Origin of the sequence: Paenibacillus sp. 7516 (genome assembly GCF_002272715.1) — a bacterium.
Classification (GTDB): Bacteria; Bacillota; Bacilli; order Paenibacillales; family Paenibacillaceae; genus Paenibacillus; species Paenibacillus illinoisensis_A.
Map to the genome: position 1 here is coordinate 1 of NZ_NPBI01000048.1, position 19,239 is coordinate 19,239.

A 19,239-nucleotide genomic window follows, 5' to 3' on the forward strand; every position below is an offset into this window, starting at 1 on the left:
AAAGGTAAATATATGGAAGCTATGTAGTTTTACTTGAAACAAAGTAAATAAAAAACGAGGAAAAACGCCATTTAAAAACGGATGGTGTTTTTGGCATATTCGGCAGTTGTCCGCTCAAGAAATACAGTTGTATGCATCAGACAGTACACCTGATATAACCAGGCACTTTTCCTTGACAGTCTAAATATCGCTTTGCTAAGATGGCAATAATAAATTTTTCAGAAAACGTATTTTCGGCATAAATACTGCCTGAGATCTTCGGGTTTTGGACCGTAAAGCTGAGCAAACATAAGGAGGAACACCTGCGTGTGGGAAGATAAGTTTGGTAAGGAAGGTTTGACCTTTGATGATGTATTGCTAGTGCCACGGAAATCCGAGACACTGCCTAAAGAAGTGGATGTATCGGTTCGTTTGAGCGATAGTGTAAAACTGAATATCCCTCTGATCAGTGCTGGTATGGATACCGTTACTGAAGCAACTCTGGCCATTGCCATCGCACGTGAGGGTGGTATTGGAATTATCCACAAAAATATGTCAGTTGAACAGCAAGCGGAAGAAGTAGATCGGGTTAAACGTTCGGAGAGCGGTGTTATTACCAATCCGTTCTCACTGACTGCTGAGCACCTGGTGTCGGATGCTGAAGAAGTTATGGCTAAATATCGCATCTCTGGTGTACCGATTGTCGAAGGTGATCAGAAGCTGGTTGGTATTCTGACTAACCGTGACTTGCGTTTCATCCATGACTACGGTATTAAAATCAGTGAAGTCATGACTCGTGAGAATCTGGTTACTGCTCCTGTAGGTACAACCCTGCAAGAAGCAGAAGGAATTCTCCAAAAGCACAAAATTGAGAAGCTTCCTTTGGTGGATGAGTCCAATACACTGAAAGGTCTCATTACGATTAAAGATATCGAAAAAGCTATTCAGTTCCCTAATGCAGCCAAGGATGCGCAAGGTCGTCTCCTGGTTGGTGCCGCAATTGGTATCTCCAAAGATACTTTTGAACGCGCAGATGCATTGGTACAAGCGGGTGTAGACTTAATTACTGTAGACTCTGCACATGGACATCACATCAACATTATTGAAGCTGTTCGTCAATTGCGTGAGCGTTTCCCGAACTTGACTATTATTGCAGGTAATGTAGCTACTGGTGAAGCTACTCGTGATCTGATCGAGGCGGGTGCATCCGTTGTCAAAGTGGGTATTGGTCCAGGTTCCATTTGTACAACACGCGTTATTGCTGGTATCGGTGTACCTCAAGTAACTGCTGTTTACGATTGTGCAACTGTCGCACGCGAGTATGGAGTTCCAATCATCGCGGACGGCGGGATCAAATATTCAGGTGAGATTACAAAGGCACTGGCTGCAGGCGCACATGCAGTTATGTTGGGAAGCTTGTTTGCGGGAACTGCTGAAAGCCCGGGAGAAACTGAAATCTTCCAAGGACGCAGCTATAAAGTATACCGCGGTATGGGCTCAATGGCTGCAATGAAACAAGGAAGTAAAGATCGTTACTTCCAGGATGATGACAAAAAACTCGTTCCGGAAGGCATCGAGGGACGTGTAGCTTATAAAGGACCGTTGTCAGATACCATTCATCAGTTGATTGGTGGTCTGCGTTCGGGTATGGGTTATTGCGGAACAAGCAACCTTGAGCAGCTCCGCAATGATACAGGCTTTATCCGTATTACAGGTGCGGGACTTCGTGAAAGTCATCCGCATGATGTTCAAATTACAAAAGAAGCACCTAACTACTCGTTGTAATCTGAAGAGAGTTAATCATTTCCAGGACAGGCTTGGCGATTTTCGCCGGGCCTGTCTTTTTTTGCGGATACCCCTGTGATAGAATAGAAAAAGCGGTGACGATCCTTTATCGGATTAAGGCGTTGCGGCGGCTTTTTGACGTGAATCTATGAATCTTGTTTCACATGGAACAAATGCCAAGAAAGGTTGCCCAGCTATATAGAAGCGCGGACGTCCTTTTACATAAGCATGGATAATGCTAACTAAGTGACAATCGATAATGAAACTTATGGAGCTATGATATTGCTCTTTCGATACAGCGCATAAAAAGCTACTTTTCACAACATCTTCTACGATCGTTAGGGACCAAGAAAAATGCAGCTCAAGCTGCACTGAAGCATCAATTAAGCGAAGCTTCGGAACGAAGGGAGTATTATCATTGAAAGCTAAACAAATGAACAAGAAGAAACGCCAAATGCTCAAAAAAAGCGTAGCCTCGGTTATGCTGGTCAATATGCTCTGCATGTCTGCAGTAATGCCGGTTATGGCTGCTGCGAATGATTCGGGTCAGGTACTGACCGCTGCTGCGACAACAACGAAGACCGAGAAAGCCGTGCAGGTTCCTTCTGTAGACTCACTTGGACTTGAAGTTAGATCTGCGGTACTCATGGAGGCTTCGACAGGCCAGATTCTGCTTAATGTGAATGCGGACAAAGCCATGCCGCCTGCCAGCATGACGAAGATGATGACCGAGTACATTGTGGCTGAGCAGGTCAAGCAAGGGAAGTTTGGCTGGGATGATGTAGTTACGGTTAAAAGAAATGCAGCGGAGAGCATAGGCTCGCGTATTTTCCTGGCTGAAGGCGATCAACATACGGTTAAAGAGCTATATATCGCAATGGCCGTTGGATCTGCAAATGATGCAACAGTGGCACTGGCAGAATATGTTGCCGGATCCGAAGAAGCTTTTGTGAAGATGATGAATGAAGAAGCAAAGCGGATGGGCATGAAGGATACGTTCTTTATTAACTCCACAGGTCTTGATCGTGCGGATATGCCAGCGGACTTCCAACCGGCCGAAGATAAAGAGACAGTTATGTCTGCATTGGATGCAGCAATTCTGTGCAGATATATCATTCAGGATCACCCCGACTACACAGACTTTACAACAATTCAATCTTATAAATTCCGTCCCAATGACAAGGCTCCAATTATTAACTACAACTGGATGTTGGAAGCGAATAAAGATATAACCAATTTCAAAAGCTACGCCTATGAAGGTCTGGATGGAATGAAAACGGGCCATACCACAAATGCAGGGAATAACTTCACAGGAACGGCTGAACGTGATGGTATGCGCCTGATCAGTGTCGTTATGGGTACCGATTCCGAGCCTGCACGCTTCAGAGAGACGAAAAAAGTGCTGGATTATGGTTATAACAACTTCGAAGTGAAGCAAGCTGTCGCTGGCAAAACCAAAGTGACTGGCTGGGAAGCTGTTCCGCTGAAAAAAGGTAAAGAAACGAATGTGCCCGTAGTGACCGACAATGCAGTAAGCTTTGTTGTTCCTAAAGGGACTCAAAACCTGGATGTTACCTTTAAGGCAAGCGTAACGGAAGCAGACAAGCTGGTTGCTCCAATCAAAGCAGGTACGAAAGTCGGAACGGTGACCTACACCTATAAGGCTGACGGCATTGAACCACAAGAGAAAACAGTGAACCTGATCACTGCAGAAGAGGCTGAAAAAGGCGGCTGGTTCCGTTTGTTCTTCCGTGCAGTAAAGGACTTCTTCGTTGATCTGTTTGACGGTATCAAAAACCTGTTCTAATGGATGCTATAGGCCATGACTGCAGATTATAGAAGTTTCCGATCCACCTCACCTGAATAAGGACAATAAGCACCAAATTGCGACTGGATGCATTGTGTATTCACAATTTTTCCGGTAAAATATCAAGTTAGAATTCTACGTATAAATGAGCTCAAAGTCTAAGGATAACCTTGTTAGTTGCACATGTTATAGTGGGAGCGACAACGCATTACATGGACAATAAATGGATTGCTGGGGTGTCCATAAACCTCTATACACGGATCTCCTAACTTACGGCTTCTAGACGTATAACAGGATCGCGGCTGGTAGGAGAGGAGAACGCAAATGAAGATAGGTGTATTAGCACTTCAAGGTGCGGTTACAGAGCATATTCGCAGTGTTGAGCGAGCTGGTGCAGAGGGACTGGCTGTGAAACAGGTTGAGCAGTTGAATGAACTGGATGGTCTGATCCTTCCTGGCGGTGAGAGTACCACTATTGGTAAATTGATGCGCAAATATGGTTTCATGCAGCCTATTCGGGACTTTGCTGCCAAGGGTAAACCGGTATTCGGCACCTGTGCAGGCCTGATCGTAATGGCTGAGCGTATTTCAGGACAGGAAGAAGCCCATTTGGAATTGATGGATATGACTGTCTCCAGAAATGCATTCGGGCGGCAGCGGGAAAGCTTTGAAACAGACCTGCCTGTCAAAGGAATTGATGAAACGGTAAGAGCAGTCTTTATTCGTGCACCTTTAATTGAGAGTGTTGGGGAACAGGTTGAGGTTCTTTCCACGTATAAGGGTGAGATCGTTACCGCGCGCCAAGGAAACTTGCTGGCCTGCTCATATCACCCTGAATTGACCGATGACTACCGTTTGCATACTTATTTTGTAGATATGGCCCAATCCTATAAGCAGTCGCTACAGAACCAATAGTGCATATTAGACAATTTATGATACCCCGGTGGATTGGAACACTCCTTCTGCAATCTGTAAGACTGCTGGAGGAGCTGTATCTGGTCGAATGCCTGATGTTGCCCGTATCTGCTTTACACAACGGGAATCGCAGCGTAGGGTGTCACAGGGGTTTATAGGTTGTTTTTTTATGGTTGAACATGATTAAGATGAAGTTATACGCGACTCCACAAAGGCTATGTGATAGGCTTAGGTTTATTGATATGTTTTCTGTGAGGTCATTTAGGAGGAGTATATAATGCTTGATGTAAAGATATTGCGGAATGAATACGCCCGTGTAGAAGAAGCGTTAACGAACCGTGGCAAGTCACTCGATCTCATTGCTGGATTTTCCGAGATGGACGCAAAGCGCCGGGAACTGCTGCAAGAGAGCGAGACGTTGAAGAACCGCCGGAATACAGTATCCGGTGAAGTTGCTAAGCTGAAAAAGAATCGCGAGAACGCGGATGATTTGATTGTTGAGATGCGCGAAGTGTCTGATCGCATCAAAGCGATGGATGAAGAGGTCCGGGAACTGGAAGCGAAAATCAATGATCTGACGATGGCCATTCCTAACATTCCGAATGAGAGTGTACCTGTGGGTGCCTCTGAGGATGATAATGTAGAGATTCGCCGCTGGTCTGAACCGAAGTCGTTCGGTTTTACACCAAAAGCACATTGGGAGATTGCGCAGGATCTGGATATCCTTGATTTTGAGGCTGCTGCCAAAGTAACAGGTTCCCGTTTTACGTTCTACAAAGGACTTGGCGCACGTCTAGAGCGAGCTCTGATTAACTTCATGATGGATCTGCACAGTGATCAGCATGGATATGAGGAGATTTTGCCTCCATATATCGTCAACCGCGACAGCCTCTTCGGGACAGGCCAATTGCCGAAGTTCGAAGAAGATCTGTTCAAGCTTAAGGATACGGAGTATTATCTGATCCCTACCGCAGAAGTTCCGGTAACGAACTATCACCGCGAAGAGATTTTGAATGCGGAGGATCTGCCGAAGCACTTCGTCGCATACAGCTCTTGTTTCCGTTCTGAAGCTGGCTCTGCTGGACGTGATACACGTGGATTAATCCGTCAGCATCAATTCAACAAGGTTGAGTTGTTGAAATTGTCCTCTCCTGAAACTTCTTATGAAGAATTGGAGAAAATGACGCAAAATGCAGAACGTGTGCTTCAACTGCTGGAATTGCCATATCGTGTTTTGGCGCTGTGTACAGCGGACATGGGCTTCACTTCCGCGAAAACCTATGATCTCGAGGTATGGTTGCCAGAAAGCAATACATATCGTGAAATCTCTTCTTGCTCGAACTGTGAAGACTTCCAGGCGCGCCGTGCCAACATTCGTTTCCGTAGAGAGCCGAAGGCTAAGCCTGAGTTCGTCCACACACTGAACGGATCCGGACTGGCTGTTGGACGTACAGTGGCAGCTATTCTGGAGAACTATCAGCAAGAAGATGGGACTGTAGTTATTCCTGAAGCATTGCGTCCTTACATGGGTGGAATCAGTGTGATTGCACGTCGTTCCTAACATAGGGAATAGGGTTTTATTATGATAAAGCCAACAAAAAAAGCCCGTCATTTATTTATGACGGGTTTTTTTATTTTAAAGCTTGCTTTTTTAATTGTATATGTGGTATGATCTATTTCGTGGCAAGTTTATAAAACTTCAAATTTTGGAGAGGTACCGAAGCGGTCATAACGGGGCGGTCTTGAAAACCGTTAGGGTGCAAGCCCACGTGGGTTCGAATCCCACCCTCTCCGCCATAACAACACTTATAACAGGGACTTGAGCGATAAGCTCGGGTCCTTTTTTGCATATAACATTTTCCTCAATCGAGCTATCTGCCATGGTTAGTTTATTAAAGGCATCAACAGGCTCTAATTGACTCCGTATGCATGTATAAAATCATCTTGTTCGCCGCACTTTATAGGAGTGGAGGTGGTTAGATGAACCGCGAGTTAAATATAGATCAGACAGAGCTTGTAGGCGCATGGCAGGAGCGTTTGCCGGAAGTACTGAATGTCGGCGATCAGGCACAGGTAATGGCAGATGAAGCCGATCAGAAGGCTATTCGTATTCATATCGCGACTGCAGGACACCAAATGTACTCATTCGATTTCAAATGCGCGTATGTGGACTCCCGTGAGGTCAGTGTACAACTGATTGATGTAGAACGGGATGGACAAACGACAGATGAGCGTACAGAACCCATTCAGGAGCTGGCTCAGGATTATACACGGCATATTCATGAATGTGCCCAGTCGTTGCAGTCCAAGACAAGAACATAGCCCTAATTGAAGGAGTGATCCAAGTGAGCAAAGCCAAGGCAGGGATCGATAAAAACTTGCAGAATGTTGTTGCTGATTTGGAGCAGCCAGCCGTGAACAGCCATCATGCACAGCAAATTCAGCAAGATACCAATGATCGTCGTCATCAGGATTCGTTGAATCATGACAAAACGGAAGATACGAACCCATCCCATTCCTAAAATCATGAAGAGGGGGTAACGGCATGAGCAAACCAAAAGCGATACCTGTACCGGAAGTTCAAGCTGCGGAGCAGCATCGCCGTCCGGAAAAGCATTCATCTGGACAAGAACCGTTGTCGGGGTCCAAAAAAGTAAAAAATCAAAATCATGTGGATCATAACAACCCACAAGGGTAAGAAGAATACCCATCCATTTCAGTATCGTATTATGAAATATATATTGATGCATAATGAGACCTCCCTGTTACCTAACAGGGGGTTTTTGCGTATTCATACATAAATAAAGCCCAATGATGATAGGAATTGAAAAGCTAACATAGGTCTTTGTAGCCATTTTAGTGTGGAAAGATCACAAATTTCCCAAATCGTGTTTCCGTTTCAGAATAAATGGTATATCATTGATGTTGAATTATTTTTTTGGGGTTATCACGAGAGGAGAGAAACAAATGACTAAACGTATGGGGGCGCTGCTTCTAACGTTGCTGTTGACGGTATCTTTGGCTTTGACAGCATGTAGCAGCAAACAAGAACCGAAAGAAGCACTGAAGACGGCTGCGGCCAATGCTTCTAAACTGACTTCGTATGAGATGAGTTCCAATTTCACAATTAATGAATTGAGCTATAAACCTGCAGACGAGTCACAACAGGATCCAACGATGACTCAGTTTATGAGCATGTTGAAGGATGCTCAGTTTAACGTAACCGGCGTATATCAAAGCGAGCCAATGCAAACAGAAATGACAGTTAGCCTTGAGCTCAAAGGTGATATGGGCATGACATTCACCATTCCAATGGTGATGACAGCTGAGAAGCTTTACGTTAAAGTGCCAAGCATTCCGTTCTTCCCAATTCCGGAGACGGTGGTTGGCAAGTTCTTGGAGCTGGATCTGAAAGAATTGGCTGAGCAAGAGGGTACGGAATGGAACCCTGATGCTATGGACGCAGCCAAAACACAAAAACTGAGCAATGAAGTTATGGATGCTGTTCTTAGTGAATATGACCAAGACAAATTCTTCAAAAACGTAGATGTTAAGGATGCACAGCTGCCAGAAGGTGTAGATGCCAAGCAGGTAGTGCAATTCTCCGTTACTAACGACAACGTTAAAGAAGCAGTTACTGTACTGGTGACTAAAGCATTGCCTAAAGTGCTGGACATCTTGTCCAAAGAAGAATACCGCGATATGCTTCAACTGGATCAGGCTGATATTGATCAAGCCAAAGAAGATCTGAACATCACGGAAGCTGATCAGACTGAAATGTCTAAGGATCTGGATCAGTTGAAAGAGACGCTGACCATCAACAAATTCAACATCGATTTTGCATTGGATAAGCAGGATTTCCCGGTTTACCAAAAGATTGCAGCTGATCTGCTGATCAAACCAGTGGATACCAAAGATGAAGTGAAGTTGGCCTTTACTGGATCCAACACCTACACCAAAATCAATGAGAAGGCTGCCTTCAAAATCAATATCCCTACAGGTGAAAATGTAATTACGATGCAAGAATTCGAAGAACTGATGAATTCTTCTTACGGATACTAAGCTCATTCCAAGAAATGAGTGAAAAAAACCGCCTCGACTTTATGTCGGGCGGCTTTTTGTTGTTTTATAGTTTAAATCTGTCTGTTATTGCAGGGATTCCGATAAATCTTCAGCAAGAACAGCATAAATTCGGTGATCCTGGTAGCTTCCGTTGATTTTCAGATATTTTCGGGCAATGCCTTCTGCCTGAAAGCCGTTCTTCTCCAGTACACGCTGGGAGCCGGCATTAGTGGGTAGGATTGCAGCCTGAACACGATTCAACTTCAAGGCCCGGAAGGCATAGGCAACAGCAAGTTTAACAGCTGCTGTCATACGTCCACCACCCTGATAGTCTGGATGGATAAAGTAACCCATATCGGCATAATTGGCAACGCCATAGGAGACGTTATTCAGACTGATTTGTCCAATGAGCAGGTCGTCTTTGATAGTGTAGATGCCAAACTGATAACCTGTACCTTCTTCAGCCGCTTTTAGACGGTCCTGAATCCGCCTCGTTTGAGCATCCAGTGTGTAAAACTCATCATCTCGAAGAGGCTCTACAGCTTGGTAGGGAACACGAGTAACCTGGATCAGATCAAGATAAGCTTGCGTATCGTCGGTGGTGAGTAACCGGAGACTAATTCCGTTGGGGGTATCATACAGGGTTAATGCCATGCAGTGCACTTCCTCTCAAGATCAAAGTATAAGTATTACTTCTTGCGTAACCGACGGAAGAATTGGGTCAGCATCGTGGAGCATTCGGGTTGAAGGACATCTGGAATCACCTCGGTACGATGATTGAACCGCGGCTCCTGCAGCAAGTTCATCAAGGTTCCTGCACATCCGGCTTTGGGGTCAGCGGTGCCATATATAACGCGGGGCACTCGGGACTGTACAATGGCACCTGCACACATAGGGCAAGGTTCCAGTGTCACATACAGGCTGCAATCAAGCAGGCGCCAGGCTCCGATCGTTTCGCTTGCCTGACGAATAGCGACCATCTCTGCATGTGCAGTGGAATCAAGAGTGGTCTCACGCAAATTATATCCTCGTCCGACAATCTGATTATGCTGCACAATGACAGCCCCGATAGGGACTTCCCCAAGTGCCTCAGCTTTTAGCGCCTCAGCAATGGCTTCACGCATCCAGAATTCGTGCTGCTGTTCCTCCGTAAGATGCGAAAGATCAACCGGGATTGGGTGTTCGTTCATTACAGTTAAAGCTCCTTCCAAAGCATTTATTCGGCGAACAAATATTCGTTTGTTAACATGATGTGCATAAGTCTGTGGATAACTACCGAGTTGCTCACATAGTTATGAACAGGATATCCACAAGCCTGTGGATTTGTGTATAGTTTTAGTGATTAATCTCATTGTAGGCACGGTAAAGACAAAAAACAATGAAATTCGAGCTTTTTAGCCAAGCGGTAACTTTTGGACTAGGGTCATTTATCCTTTTCAAAATCACACACAACCGTTATGATGGAGATAGGTTTTGCCATATATCGCCAAAGGGTACAAGCCGAGAGGTGAACTAAAAAAGTTGTCTATTAAAACGAAATTATCCATGATTATGTCGTGCTCAGTGCTTGTTATTTTGATTCTGAATATCGCGCTGAGTTATTATACTACCGAGGAAAATCTTAGGCAGGACAGTGAAACCAAGATGGTCCTAACGGCCAAACAGATTGCAATTTCTGTCGAACAGAATCAGAATAGTTTGGATTATGTAAAACGCCAGATTGGTAATAATCTATGGCTTGCTTCAGTCATGGCTGCAGAAGAACTCGACCCGGATATTAATAATATCACAAATGAGGAACTTGTACGTTTAAGCAAAAAAGTGGGGGTATCACATATCTCTCTCATGGAACAAACCGAGGATGATATCGTTGTAACCCGCTCTTCCGATCCGCGCGAAGTTGGTTTATCCACAAAGAAAATGACCTATTGGTATCAAGCCTTTAAGCAATTGTTCGAAAAACATCAGGTTACCATCACTCAAGGGCAGAAATTGGATCATTTTTGGTCCGATGGTTTCGAGTACTCGACGTCCAGTCCATCGGATATTGATATCTGGGGTTATTATCATGATGGCAAGAGGAACTACATAATCAATCCCTTCTATAATAATGCTGAAGTTGATGACTATGTGAAGATCTCTGGTCCGGATGAGATATTGAACAAAATTCGTGAAGTAAATCCTTCCATCTTGGAAATCACGGGTATTAATCCATTGACTTTTGGCAGTCCAAACATGAGTGACGATGGAAGAGATAGCAACTACAGCAAGTTGAATAATAGACCGATTCGTTTTGGTACGTATCAGTATGGTACGGCAGATGAGGATCACCGGGCAGTCGTGAGGGCGATCCGAACCGGGCAAAATGTATCGTTTGTCAGTGAGACGCATGAGCAGAAGGTGTTAAAAAGTTTCATCCCCATCTTCACTCCGAATGAAGCATCCTATGTCATCAGTATTGTCATGGACTATAAACAAATATCCTCCATGGTATCGGAACAATTGGTCAGTCATGCTTCCATATCGCTGGTGCTGCTGGAAATCGTAATCTTTGGTAGCTATTTGTTAGCAGGATATATTACACGTCCTATTCAATCCATCCTGGGCAAAGTGAATGATGTAGCGGATGGACATTTCGACTTCCGTCTGAAAGTAAGAAGGAAGGACGAACTGGGTCAGCTGGCCAATCGGATTAATGCGATGATTCGCAATCTGGGTCACTACACCAACCGTTTGAAACAGATGTATGAGGAGAACAGGGCAGTTAAGGAGCATCTGGAATCCATCATTAATCAAACCGCCGATGCCATTCATATTACCGATCTAGATGGTAAGGTCTTGCGTGTAAACCGGGCATTTGAACAACTGTATGGCTGGCGAAGCCGAGAGGTCGAAAACCGCAGGCTGAAGATCATCCCGCCTGAAGCGGAAGAGGAAATGAAGCAGCAGCATGCCCAGCTCATCGAAGGGCTATCCATTACTTCGAACGAAACCGTATGGATGAAAAAAGATGGCACACGGGTTGAAGTTAGTGTCAGTACAGCACCTGTGCGCGATGAATTAGGTGAAATTACAGCACTGATTAGTGTGTCGAGGGATATCACTAGCCGCAACCGAATGGAAGAGCTGCTCAGACGCTCAGAGAAGCTCACAACAGTAGGCCAACTGGCTGCGGGTGTTGCGCATGAAATCCGTAACCCGCTTACAACGCTGCGTGGTTTCCTGCAGCTGCAGCAGGAGACGAACAAACTGAATCATCGTCATCTCGATTTGATGCTGTCGGAGCTAGACCGCATCAATCTGATCGTAGGCGAATTCCTGATCTTGGCCAAACCACAGGCCGTTCACTTTCAGGAGCGGGATATTCGCTTTATTCTCGGCGATGTGATCTCGCTGCTGGATAGCCAGGCACATCTGCACGGGGTTGAATTTGTATTAAATGCATCATCCGATTCAGCTATGGTACACTGTGAAGAGAATCAGTTGAAGCAAGTGTTCATCAATCTGCTTAAGAATGGTATGGAAGCCATGCCGAACGGAGGCAGTATTCGGATTCGCCTTGACCATGACGAGGAATTAAATCGGGTGCGGATTGAAATTAAGGATGAGGGTATCGGGATTCCGGAAGAGATGATGCCGAAGCTTGGTGAGCCGTTCTTTACCAATAAGGAGTCTGGAACAGGACTTGGTTTAATGGTCAGTCAGCGCATCATTCAATCACATAAGGGCATGATGGATATTAAAAGCGTCATGAACAAGGGCACGACCGTTATCATTGATCTTCCCGCTACCAAACAGCTCCCGGAGAACGTGGAAGAGGAAGATCGGGCGGAAGATGCGCTTACAGACGAAGAGAACTAGATGAGGTGAGATTACCTTTTGCGTATTAATAAATTTATAAGTGAAACAGGCTATTGTTCCCGGCGTGAAGCGGACAAATTAGTGGAGAGCGGGAAAGTGACCATTAATGGCGTAACCGCCGAACTGGGAAGTCAGGCGGAAGAAGGCGACGACGTACGGATCAACGGTCAGCCTATCAAGGAAAAAAGAAAACATGTATACATTGCACTGAATAAACCTGTGGGTATTACGAGTACAACCGAGCAGCATATCAAGGGCAACATCGTTGACTTTGTGGGGCACAAGGAGCGCATTTTTCCGATTGGCCGATTGGATAAGGATTCCGAAGGGCTTATTCTGATGACCAATGATGGAGATATCGTCAACCGGATACTTAGAGCAGAGGGACGCCATGAGAAAGAGTACATCGTTACGGTTGACCGCCCTGTCACGCCGAGTTTTCTGAAGGGGATGAGCACGGGCGTCAAAATTCTCGGTGAAATGACGCTGCCTTGCACCGTCACTCGAATCTCTGAGCGAGTATTCCGGATTATACTGACCGAGGGGAAGAACCGGCAGATTCGCAGAATGTGCAGTGCCTTTGGTTACGAGGTGCGTAAATTGAAGCGTGTACGTATCATGAATATTCATCTGGGTGAACAGGCTACAGGGAAATGGAGAGAGCTGACAGCTGCGGAGAAGTCGGAATTGGGCAGCCTGCTGAACTACTCTCTGGAATAAAAAGTTTAATGCATGAAAGCTCTGCATATCTTTTCTGAAGAAAAGAAGGCAGAGCTTTTTTGATATCACGCTGATTACATATTTACACATCAAAAAGACGTTTTCCTCTACCGGAGAGAAAAACGTCCATTGAACTCGCATTCACTTCTAATTTGCTTGATTAACTGCTTTTACAGTCGAATTGTTGCTTTGATACTTCCGGATAATAGAAACCTCTACACGGCGATTCTGAGCTCGTCCAACATTGGTCTGGTTACTGGCAACTGGGTGATACTCACCATACCCGCTAGGTGTGAACTTCGCAGGGTCCAGCGCGTCGTTCAATAAGAGGATTTTAAGGAAGTTCAGTGCGCGATCCGCACTTAGATCCCAGTTATCCTTATATTGGCTGTTCGAGATGGGAATATTATCAGTATGGCCAGATACAACCACTTCATATTGCGGGAACTCCTGAAGCATGTTGGATATGGCTTTTGCCAGTGATCGTGATTCAGGCTTCACATCTGCACGCCCTGAAGAGAACAAAGCGTTATCACTGATGGTGATCTTCAGTTCAGATTGATTCAGCTTGGTGTTGAGTTGGTCGGATAGCCCGTTTTTGCTAATATATTGGTCCAGTTGTTTCTTGAGTTTTTCTAGATCTTCCTGCTCTTTTTGTGCCATCTGTGCATCTGTAATCTGAGCAGATTTGTTCTTGGTGATCTCTTCAGGCACCTGTTTGTTTTTGCCCAGATCGGTTGTGGCTTCCGTAGGATTCATGGATGTATGATCCAATACACCTGCGCCGCCATTCAGCGCACTGCTCAGTGCCGATGCCATCTGTTCGAACTTGGCTGCATCGAGAGAACTCATGGAGAACAACGTAATAAACAGGGCAAGCAACAGTGTCATCAAGTCAGAATACGGGAGCAACCAGCTCTCGTCTATATGTTCTTCATGCGGCTCATGTTTTTTAGCCTTTTTCACCTGATGATCCCTCCTTCTCTTCCAGCTGTCTACGTTCGGAAGGTGTCAGGAATACAGATAATTTTTGGTTGATGGCAATGGTGGATACACCGGATTGAATGGATAACAATCCTTCAACCATCATCAGCTTGATCTCCATCTCTTTCTTGGACATCCGCTTCAACTTGTTGGACATCGGGTGCCACAACACGTAACCACTAAAAATACCAAGGAGTGTAGCGATGAACGCAGCCGCAATCGCGTGAGATAGCTTTTCCATATCACTAAGGTCGGCCAGGGCTGCAATCAGACCTACAACGGCCCCGAGAACCCCGAGTGTTGGAGCGTACATCCCCGCTTGTGCGAAAATCAATGCTCCTCCGCGGTGACGCTCTTCGGTGGCATGGATATCTTCCATCAAAACATCACTAACAAATTCCTGGTCGTTGCCGTCAATAATCATGCGCATACCGCTGCGAAGGAATTGATCGTCAATCTCTTCGACTTTTGATTCCAGTGCCAACAAACCTTCACGACGGGTAGTGGAAGCCCATTCCATAAATGTGCCGATCAGTGAAACACGGTCAATCAGTTGCTGCTTTTTGAAGAGTACCCCGAAAAGCTTGGGGATTTTTTTAACTTCAGACATTGGAAATGCCATGAAGATTGTTGCTGCTGTACCAACAAAGATAATAACGTAGGCTGCCGGGTTGTTAACCAGATTGATCAGGGGAGCACCCTTCAGGAACATCCCGAGAACAAGTGAAACCAGCCCTAAAACTAGTCCGATAATCGTTGAAATTTCCATCATACACCTCATCCATGAGATAAAATTGAATCCTTTCAAGCGGCTGTATTCGGGCTTCCGGGCGAATGTTTGGCCGCAATCCGTTTAACCTATGGCATTTTTTAGAAATGCTGTAACAGCTGAAACGGTCATGTATAGTATTTATCGACCAGAAGGCCTTTTTTTTTAAGGGTTATTTTCAGGTATAATAAGAACAAATCAGCTCTTTAGGGGCCAAACAGGAGTGAAAAAGCCAATGGGCGTAAAGCATGGACGGGATTATGAAGGAATATTGACAGATTTGACACAGGCGATCGGCCGCATTCCGGATCGTTATGTTTTTTTTGAAATGGATGCAGAGGATTGGTCCCGTTTGGGTGAAAACGAGCAGCTCGAAGTAGACGAAGCTCTGGCAGAGGATTTGTTCTATGCGCTGGGCACAGAGTCGGTCATTCCTGTAGGGAGTGGCGTGGTTATCCATGACAAGGAGCAGCATCGCATTCATATTTTGATTGGGGAAGAAGAATTGACATTTGTACCGCTAATCTAGAGCCGAATATAAGGGGAATTCTAGTGTAGAAGCCGAGAGGGGAAACGCCTGGAAGCCTTACGGCTATTGGCTCTAACGCCATTTACAATATTGGATTTTGAGTTCCGTACGTGGTAAGATGAGAGTCATGAAACGGGCGAGCCGCAGAGCGGCTAACCTATGACGGTTGGGGTTACTGTGGTAGCACCAAGGTTTCGGATGGCATGAGGGAGAGGGTTAGAGACTACCTTTGTGCCATCTTTATGGGGAGGAAGATAACGTATGGTTTTTACGCAAGAAGAAGTCGAAGCTCATCTGGGAAGGCTGGAAGGCTGGGAACTGGAAGAGGGACGGTGGATTGTCCGCAAGTTCGTATTTTCCAACTACATGAAAGGGATTGCATTCGTGGATGAGGTCGCCGCGATCTCGGAAGCATTTAATCATCACCCTTTTATTACGATTGATTATACAACGGTTACGCTGCGTCTCACGTCGTGGGATGAGGGTGGAATTACATCTGTAGATATTAAGGAAGCAGAGCAGTTTAACGAAACGTTTGAGAAAATGAGGACGACATAGCCGGGAACGGTTATCGTTGTGCTGCCAAGAAATGAGGAAGCATACATGTCAGACATGAATCAGAATAAGCCTCTGATCGCGGTTGTAGGCAGTCTCAATATGGACCTCGTGGTGAAGACCGATATCATCCCGGAAGAGGGAGAAACCGTAAGCGGTGAGGAGCTTCACTATCTGGCTGGCGGCAAGGGGGCTAACCAAGCCGTTGCTGCTGCACGTCTGGGTGGACAGACCACAATGATTGGAGCAGTGGGTTCGGACGGTTTTGGGGAACGCTTGCTGCACAGTCTGACGGATAGTGGGGCAGATGCCTCGCAGGTTCGTGTATTGGAAGACACTGTAACAGGTACAGCATCCATCTGGCTATCCAAGGGAGACAACCGGATTATCGTTATTCCTGGAGCGAATGGACAAGTGGTGCCGGAGATGCTGGAAGAGGCGGATACGGTAAAAAGCCTGACTGCAGCCGCAGCGGTGCTGCTGCAGCTTGAGATCCCGCTGCCAGCGGTTACCCGCGCCGCCGAACTGGCGGCAGAAGGCAGCGCACTGGTGGTGCTTAACCCGGCTCCAGCGGTGCCGGGTCTGCCCCAGGAGCTCCTGCGGTGCGTCGACGTGGTCACGCCGAACCGCAGCGAGCTTGCCGTGCTTACCGGCCGGGATGATCTCCGGCCGGAAGACGTGGATGCGGCGGTCGCAGAGCTCGCCGCATCGCTCGGGGCCGCTGTCGTCACGACGCTCGGCCCCGAGGGGGCTGTGTACGCGGCAGCGCCAGGCGGCCGCGTACAGGCAGGGCGTGCCGGCGCTTGCCGTGCGCCGGGCTACGCCGTAAGCGCCGTCGATACGACCGGCGCTGGCGATTGTTTCAACGGCGCGCTGGCTGTGGCCCTCGCGCGCGGGGAAACGCTGGACGCGGCAGTAGGCTATGCCATGGGAGCGGCCGCGTTATCCGTAACGAAGCTCGGCGCCCAGCCGGGGATGCCATATGCACGTGAAGTGGAAGCCTTTTTGGCAGAACACGCAGCTAGAAGCTGAACGATATGACGAAGAGGCCCGTACCATTCCCGAGAGGGAAGGCAGGGCCTCTTTGCTGTGTATTTCATGATCCTTATTTCTTCTCAGCCAGCCACATCGCGATATTGGCAATTTCCTCGTCCTTCAGTTTGTCTTTGAAGGAAGGCATGCCGCCTTTACCTTTGATAATGGTAGAGTAGATCTTCTCCACATCATCCTTGCTGCCGATGTTTGCTAGAGCAGGTCCTACGCCACCTTGAAGCTGATCTCCGTGACACGTGATACAATTGGCTTTGACCAGTGCTTCAGCCTGTCCGGCATCCATTGCCACTTCCGGCATGGTTGGTTTCGCTTCTTCAGCCACTTCCTCTTTCCCTGGAAGCGTAAACATTAATACAATAGCCAATGCGCATGCTGCAAAAAATACCCCGCTCATGATCCATTTGTGCATCCGTTATGTCCCCTCCAGAATGAAAGATCATCTAAACTGAAACTGTCCATATCATTATAACGGAACCTGTTAAGACATCATAGCATTTTGTGGTAATTTTTTGAACTAATCACATAAACGGGCATGAATTTCTTTGGCTTACGCGGTTTAAGGGTTAGTTTAAGATTAGCGGGGTCCTTCATAGACCATGCAATAAAAAGGCATCAAACCGCTTGGTGTCTGTCGTTCATACGTATCCTGGGTGACAAATCCAGCCTTGTGATAAACGCGGATAGCCCGCGTATTCCAGGTGAGCACTTCGAGATCAATCTCATGATTAGGGTTCCGCCGAATGGCTTCCTTCACGATCGCAGAGACGAAGGCAGTACCGCGACCTTGTCCACACTGTTCAGGGTGCATACCAAGCCCAATTCGCGTCACGCCTTCAAGAGGAAAGAATTGAACGAATCCGCAAAGCTGATCCTGCTCTCCCAGTACAACTGCATATTGCTCTTTTCGAAGCTGCTCATCGCCGAATTCAACCTCCAGCGCCTTCATCTGTTCCCAGGGCAGCCAGGTATAGATGTTATAGGGTGGTTCATATGTCCAGCTGCAGATCAATGCTGCATGTTCTTCCTGCATCGGCACAACGTGAAACGTTACAGAAGCTTCATCCACACCACTGCACGCTCCTTTCATTGTGAACAAGCTACTTCTAGTCATACGCTAATCGTTTATAACATATGTCATTTCGTATTTAATCCTGATTTTACTCTACAAAAGAGGAGGGCATTTGGCAAGGTTTTGCTCCCTTGAAAAAAAGTGAAACAAAAGTTCCTGGAATTTCGTTTATATTACAGTAGGATGGGTAAAAACATTATAAGGGCACGGACGAAGATGCACAAAAAAACCGCCGGATACATTCCTGCGGAGAATGTACCGGGCGGTTGATTTATGCTTCGTTACAGTATGATGTTGCTCAGCTTGTCCCTAGTCGAGGGCCAGTGACTCATATGCGTCCGTGCTCATAATCCGTTTAGCGCCAACATAGCGGTTGGCCCAGTAGTTCTCACTCAAAGAACTAATGGTAACTCCTTTGGAAGACGAGGAGTGTGCAAACTTACCTTCACCCACGAAAATCCCTACGTGTGAAACCCCTTTACCCGTTGTATTGAAGAATACCAGATCGCCTGGTCTCATTTCCATGCGGGATACCGAGTCACCCATGTCGAATTGGGAACTGGATTGACGAGCCAAATCGATGCCCAGCTTTTCGAATACATACCGTGTGAATCCAGAGCAGTCAAAGCCGTTAAGCGTTGTTCCACCACTTTTGTATGTAGTTCCCATTGCTGAATCAATTACTTTATCCATTTTTGAATCTGCGAATGCGCTGCCTGCTCCAAGTGATAGTGCGAATGTTAAGCTGAGGACAGCTGCTGTTAATTTCTTTTTGAACAAGAGATATACCCCTTCCAACGCCTGCGAGGTTAGCTTAAGGATTCGGTTGAAGGTCCCCTATGATCCCTCTGTAGCAAGATCAATTCACCCATAACTGGTTCCCCCGCTTCCCAGGTGCCAGGAATTTGGCTATGCTAGTTGTGCACCTGCGAAATCAAGAAATGACGATTTAATTTTAAGTAGTTACAATTCATAAGGTAAAGATTACAAAGTTGTTACTAAAAACTCACTGCGATTATTGTAACAGAGGAGTAAGCCTTTGGCAACGTTTAACAAGAAAATTAGCAAAAAAAACCTCGACCTTTGACGGGGAAAGGTCGGGGTTTACGTTTGTAAAGCGTTAACATTGACATAAGTTTACATGAAGATGG

At 46.3% G+C, this 19,239-nt stretch carries 20 protein-coding genes, 1 tRNA gene and 1 riboswitch; of the genes, 14 read left to right on the top strand and 7 right to left on the bottom strand.

All coding sequences use genetic code 11. The annotated features are described in order from the left end of the window. The first annotated feature begins 306 nt into the window (after positions 1 to 306). The 9 genes from guaB to CHI14_RS28980 all read left to right on the top strand — a co-directional run bounded on the left by guaB (position 307) and on the right by CHI14_RS28980 (position 8,548). Entirely contained in the window at positions 307 to 1,764 is a 1,458-nt protein-coding gene (guaB, locus tag CHI14_RS28945; RefSeq protein ID WP_095293447.1) for an IMP dehydrogenase, read from the top strand. Positions 1,765 to 2,182: 418 nt separating this feature from the next. Next, entirely contained in the window at positions 2,183 to 3,571 is a 1,389-nt protein-coding gene (locus CHI14_RS28950; protein ID WP_095293448.1) for a D-alanyl-D-alanine carboxypeptidase family protein, read from the top strand. A 324-nt stretch (positions 3,572 to 3,895) separates the two neighbouring features. Further along, on the top strand, positions 3,896 to 4,486 hold the full coding sequence (gene pdxT, locus CHI14_RS28955; RefSeq protein WP_095293449.1) for a pyridoxal 5'-phosphate synthase glutaminase subunit PdxT: 591 nt from the start codon (positions 3,896 to 3,898) through the stop codon (positions 4,484 to 4,486). Between the two features lie 277 nt (positions 4,487 to 4,763). Then, positions 4,764 to 6,047: a serine--tRNA ligase gene (gene serS, locus CHI14_RS28960; RefSeq protein WP_095293450.1), complete on the top strand. Its 1,284-nt coding sequence runs from the start codon at positions 4,764 to 4,766 to the stop codon at positions 6,045 to 6,047. 147 nt (positions 6,048 to 6,194) lie between these two features. Next, a tRNA-Ser gene (locus CHI14_RS28965) sits at positions 6,195 to 6,283 on the top strand. Between the two features lie 183 nt (positions 6,284 to 6,466). Further along, positions 6,467 to 6,808 (top strand): hypothetical protein, encoded by a 342-nt coding sequence (locus CHI14_RS28970; RefSeq protein WP_095293451.1) that lies wholly within the window; start codon positions 6,467 to 6,469, stop codon positions 6,806 to 6,808. Positions 6,809 to 6,831: 23 nt separating this feature from the next. After that, entirely contained in the window at positions 6,832 to 7,008 is a 177-nt protein-coding gene (locus CHI14_RS30265) for a hypothetical protein (RefSeq protein ID WP_170948310.1), read from the top strand. Between the two features lie 23 nt (positions 7,009 to 7,031). Then, positions 7,032 to 7,184, top strand: a complete 153-nt coding sequence (locus tag CHI14_RS28975) for a small acid-soluble spore protein P (protein WP_095293452.1) — start codon at positions 7,032 to 7,034, stop codon at positions 7,182 to 7,184. A gap of 269 nt (positions 7,185 to 7,453) precedes the next feature. Beyond that, a complete protein-coding gene (locus CHI14_RS28980) occupies positions 7,454 to 8,548 on the top strand; it encodes a hypothetical protein (protein WP_095293453.1) in 1,095 nt (364 codons plus the stop codon). A gap of 84 nt (positions 8,549 to 8,632) precedes the next feature. Here the strand turns inward: CHI14_RS28980 and CHI14_RS28985 are convergent, their stop codons facing one another. Both CHI14_RS28985 and tadA read right to left on the bottom strand, forming a co-directional pair. Then, positions 8,633 to 9,202: a GNAT family N-acetyltransferase gene (locus CHI14_RS28985; RefSeq protein WP_095293454.1), complete on the bottom strand. Its 570-nt coding sequence runs from the start codon at positions 9,200 to 9,202 to the stop codon at positions 8,633 to 8,635. Between the two features lie 35 nt (positions 9,203 to 9,237). Further along, positions 9,238 to 9,738, bottom strand: a complete 501-nt coding sequence (tadA, locus tag CHI14_RS28990) for a tRNA adenosine(34) deaminase TadA (RefSeq protein WP_095293455.1) — start codon at positions 9,736 to 9,738, stop codon at positions 9,238 to 9,240. 331 nt (positions 9,739 to 10,069) lie between these two features. Between tadA and CHI14_RS28995 the strand changes: the two genes are divergently transcribed. After that, positions 10,070 to 12,409: an ATP-binding protein gene (locus tag CHI14_RS28995; protein ID WP_095293490.1), complete on the top strand. Its 2,340-nt coding sequence runs from the start codon at positions 10,070 to 10,072 to the stop codon at positions 12,407 to 12,409. Between the two features lie 18 nt (positions 12,410 to 12,427). Further along, positions 12,428 to 13,129 carry a 23S rRNA pseudouridine(2604) synthase RluF gene (gene rluF, locus CHI14_RS29000; RefSeq protein WP_095293456.1) on the top strand — a complete coding sequence of 234 codons (702 nt, stop codon included), beginning with the start codon at positions 12,428 to 12,430 and terminating at the stop codon, positions 13,127 to 13,129. Positions 13,130 to 13,276: 147 nt separating this feature from the next. On the opposite strand, the gene motB is transcribed toward rluF, so the two are convergent. Then, complete coding sequence (motB, locus tag CHI14_RS29005; protein ID WP_095293457.1) at positions 13,277 to 14,095, bottom strand: flagellar motor protein MotB; 819 nt, start codon at positions 14,093 to 14,095, stop codon at positions 13,277 to 13,279. Next, positions 14,082 to 14,882, bottom strand: a complete 801-nt coding sequence (motA, locus tag CHI14_RS29010) for a flagellar motor stator protein MotA (RefSeq protein WP_095293458.1) — start codon at positions 14,880 to 14,882, stop codon at positions 14,082 to 14,084. Before motA ends, motB begins: the two co-directional genes overlap by 14 nt. 235 nt (positions 14,883 to 15,117) lie before the next feature. Between motA and CHI14_RS29015 the strand changes: the two genes are divergently transcribed. The 3 genes from CHI14_RS29015 to rbsK all read left to right on the top strand — a co-directional run bounded on the left by CHI14_RS29015 (position 15,118) and on the right by rbsK (position 16,998). Beyond that, the gene (locus tag CHI14_RS29015) at positions 15,118 to 15,411 is read left to right on the top strand and encodes a hypothetical protein (protein ID WP_095293459.1); all 294 of its coding nucleotides are present in this window, start codon (positions 15,118 to 15,120) and stop codon (positions 15,409 to 15,411) included. Positions 15,412 to 15,672: 261 nt separating this feature from the next. Next, complete coding sequence (locus CHI14_RS29020; protein ID WP_095293460.1) at positions 15,673 to 15,969, top strand: 4a-hydroxytetrahydrobiopterin dehydratase; 297 nt, start codon at positions 15,673 to 15,675, stop codon at positions 15,967 to 15,969. 54 nt (positions 15,970 to 16,023) lie between these two features. Then, positions 16,024 to 16,998 (top strand): ribokinase, encoded by a 975-nt coding sequence (gene rbsK, locus CHI14_RS29025; RefSeq protein ID WP_481856464.1) that lies wholly within the window; start codon positions 16,024 to 16,026, stop codon positions 16,996 to 16,998. 73 nt (positions 16,999 to 17,071) lie between these two features. Here the strand turns inward: rbsK and CHI14_RS29030 are convergent, their stop codons facing one another. From CHI14_RS29030 to CHI14_RS29040, 3 genes are all read right to left on the bottom strand, one after another. Next, positions 17,072 to 17,428 (bottom strand): c-type cytochrome, encoded by a 357-nt coding sequence (locus CHI14_RS29030; protein ID WP_095293462.1) that lies wholly within the window; start codon positions 17,426 to 17,428, stop codon positions 17,072 to 17,074. A 165-nt stretch (positions 17,429 to 17,593) separates the two neighbouring features. Continuing rightward, positions 17,594 to 18,106: a GNAT family N-acetyltransferase gene (locus tag CHI14_RS29035; protein ID WP_095293463.1), complete on the bottom strand. Its 513-nt coding sequence runs from the start codon at positions 18,104 to 18,106 to the stop codon at positions 17,594 to 17,596. 291 nt (positions 18,107 to 18,397) lie between these two features. Continuing rightward, the gene (locus CHI14_RS29040; RefSeq protein WP_095293464.1) at positions 18,398 to 18,868 is read right to left on the bottom strand and encodes a C40 family peptidase; all 471 of its coding nucleotides are present in this window, start codon (positions 18,866 to 18,868) and stop codon (positions 18,398 to 18,400) included. Positions 18,869 to 18,871: 3 nt separating this feature from the next. Next, positions 18,872 to 19,009: riboswitch (cyclic di-AMP (ydaO/yuaA leader) on the bottom strand. Positions 19,010 to 19,239: the final 230 nt, after the last annotated feature.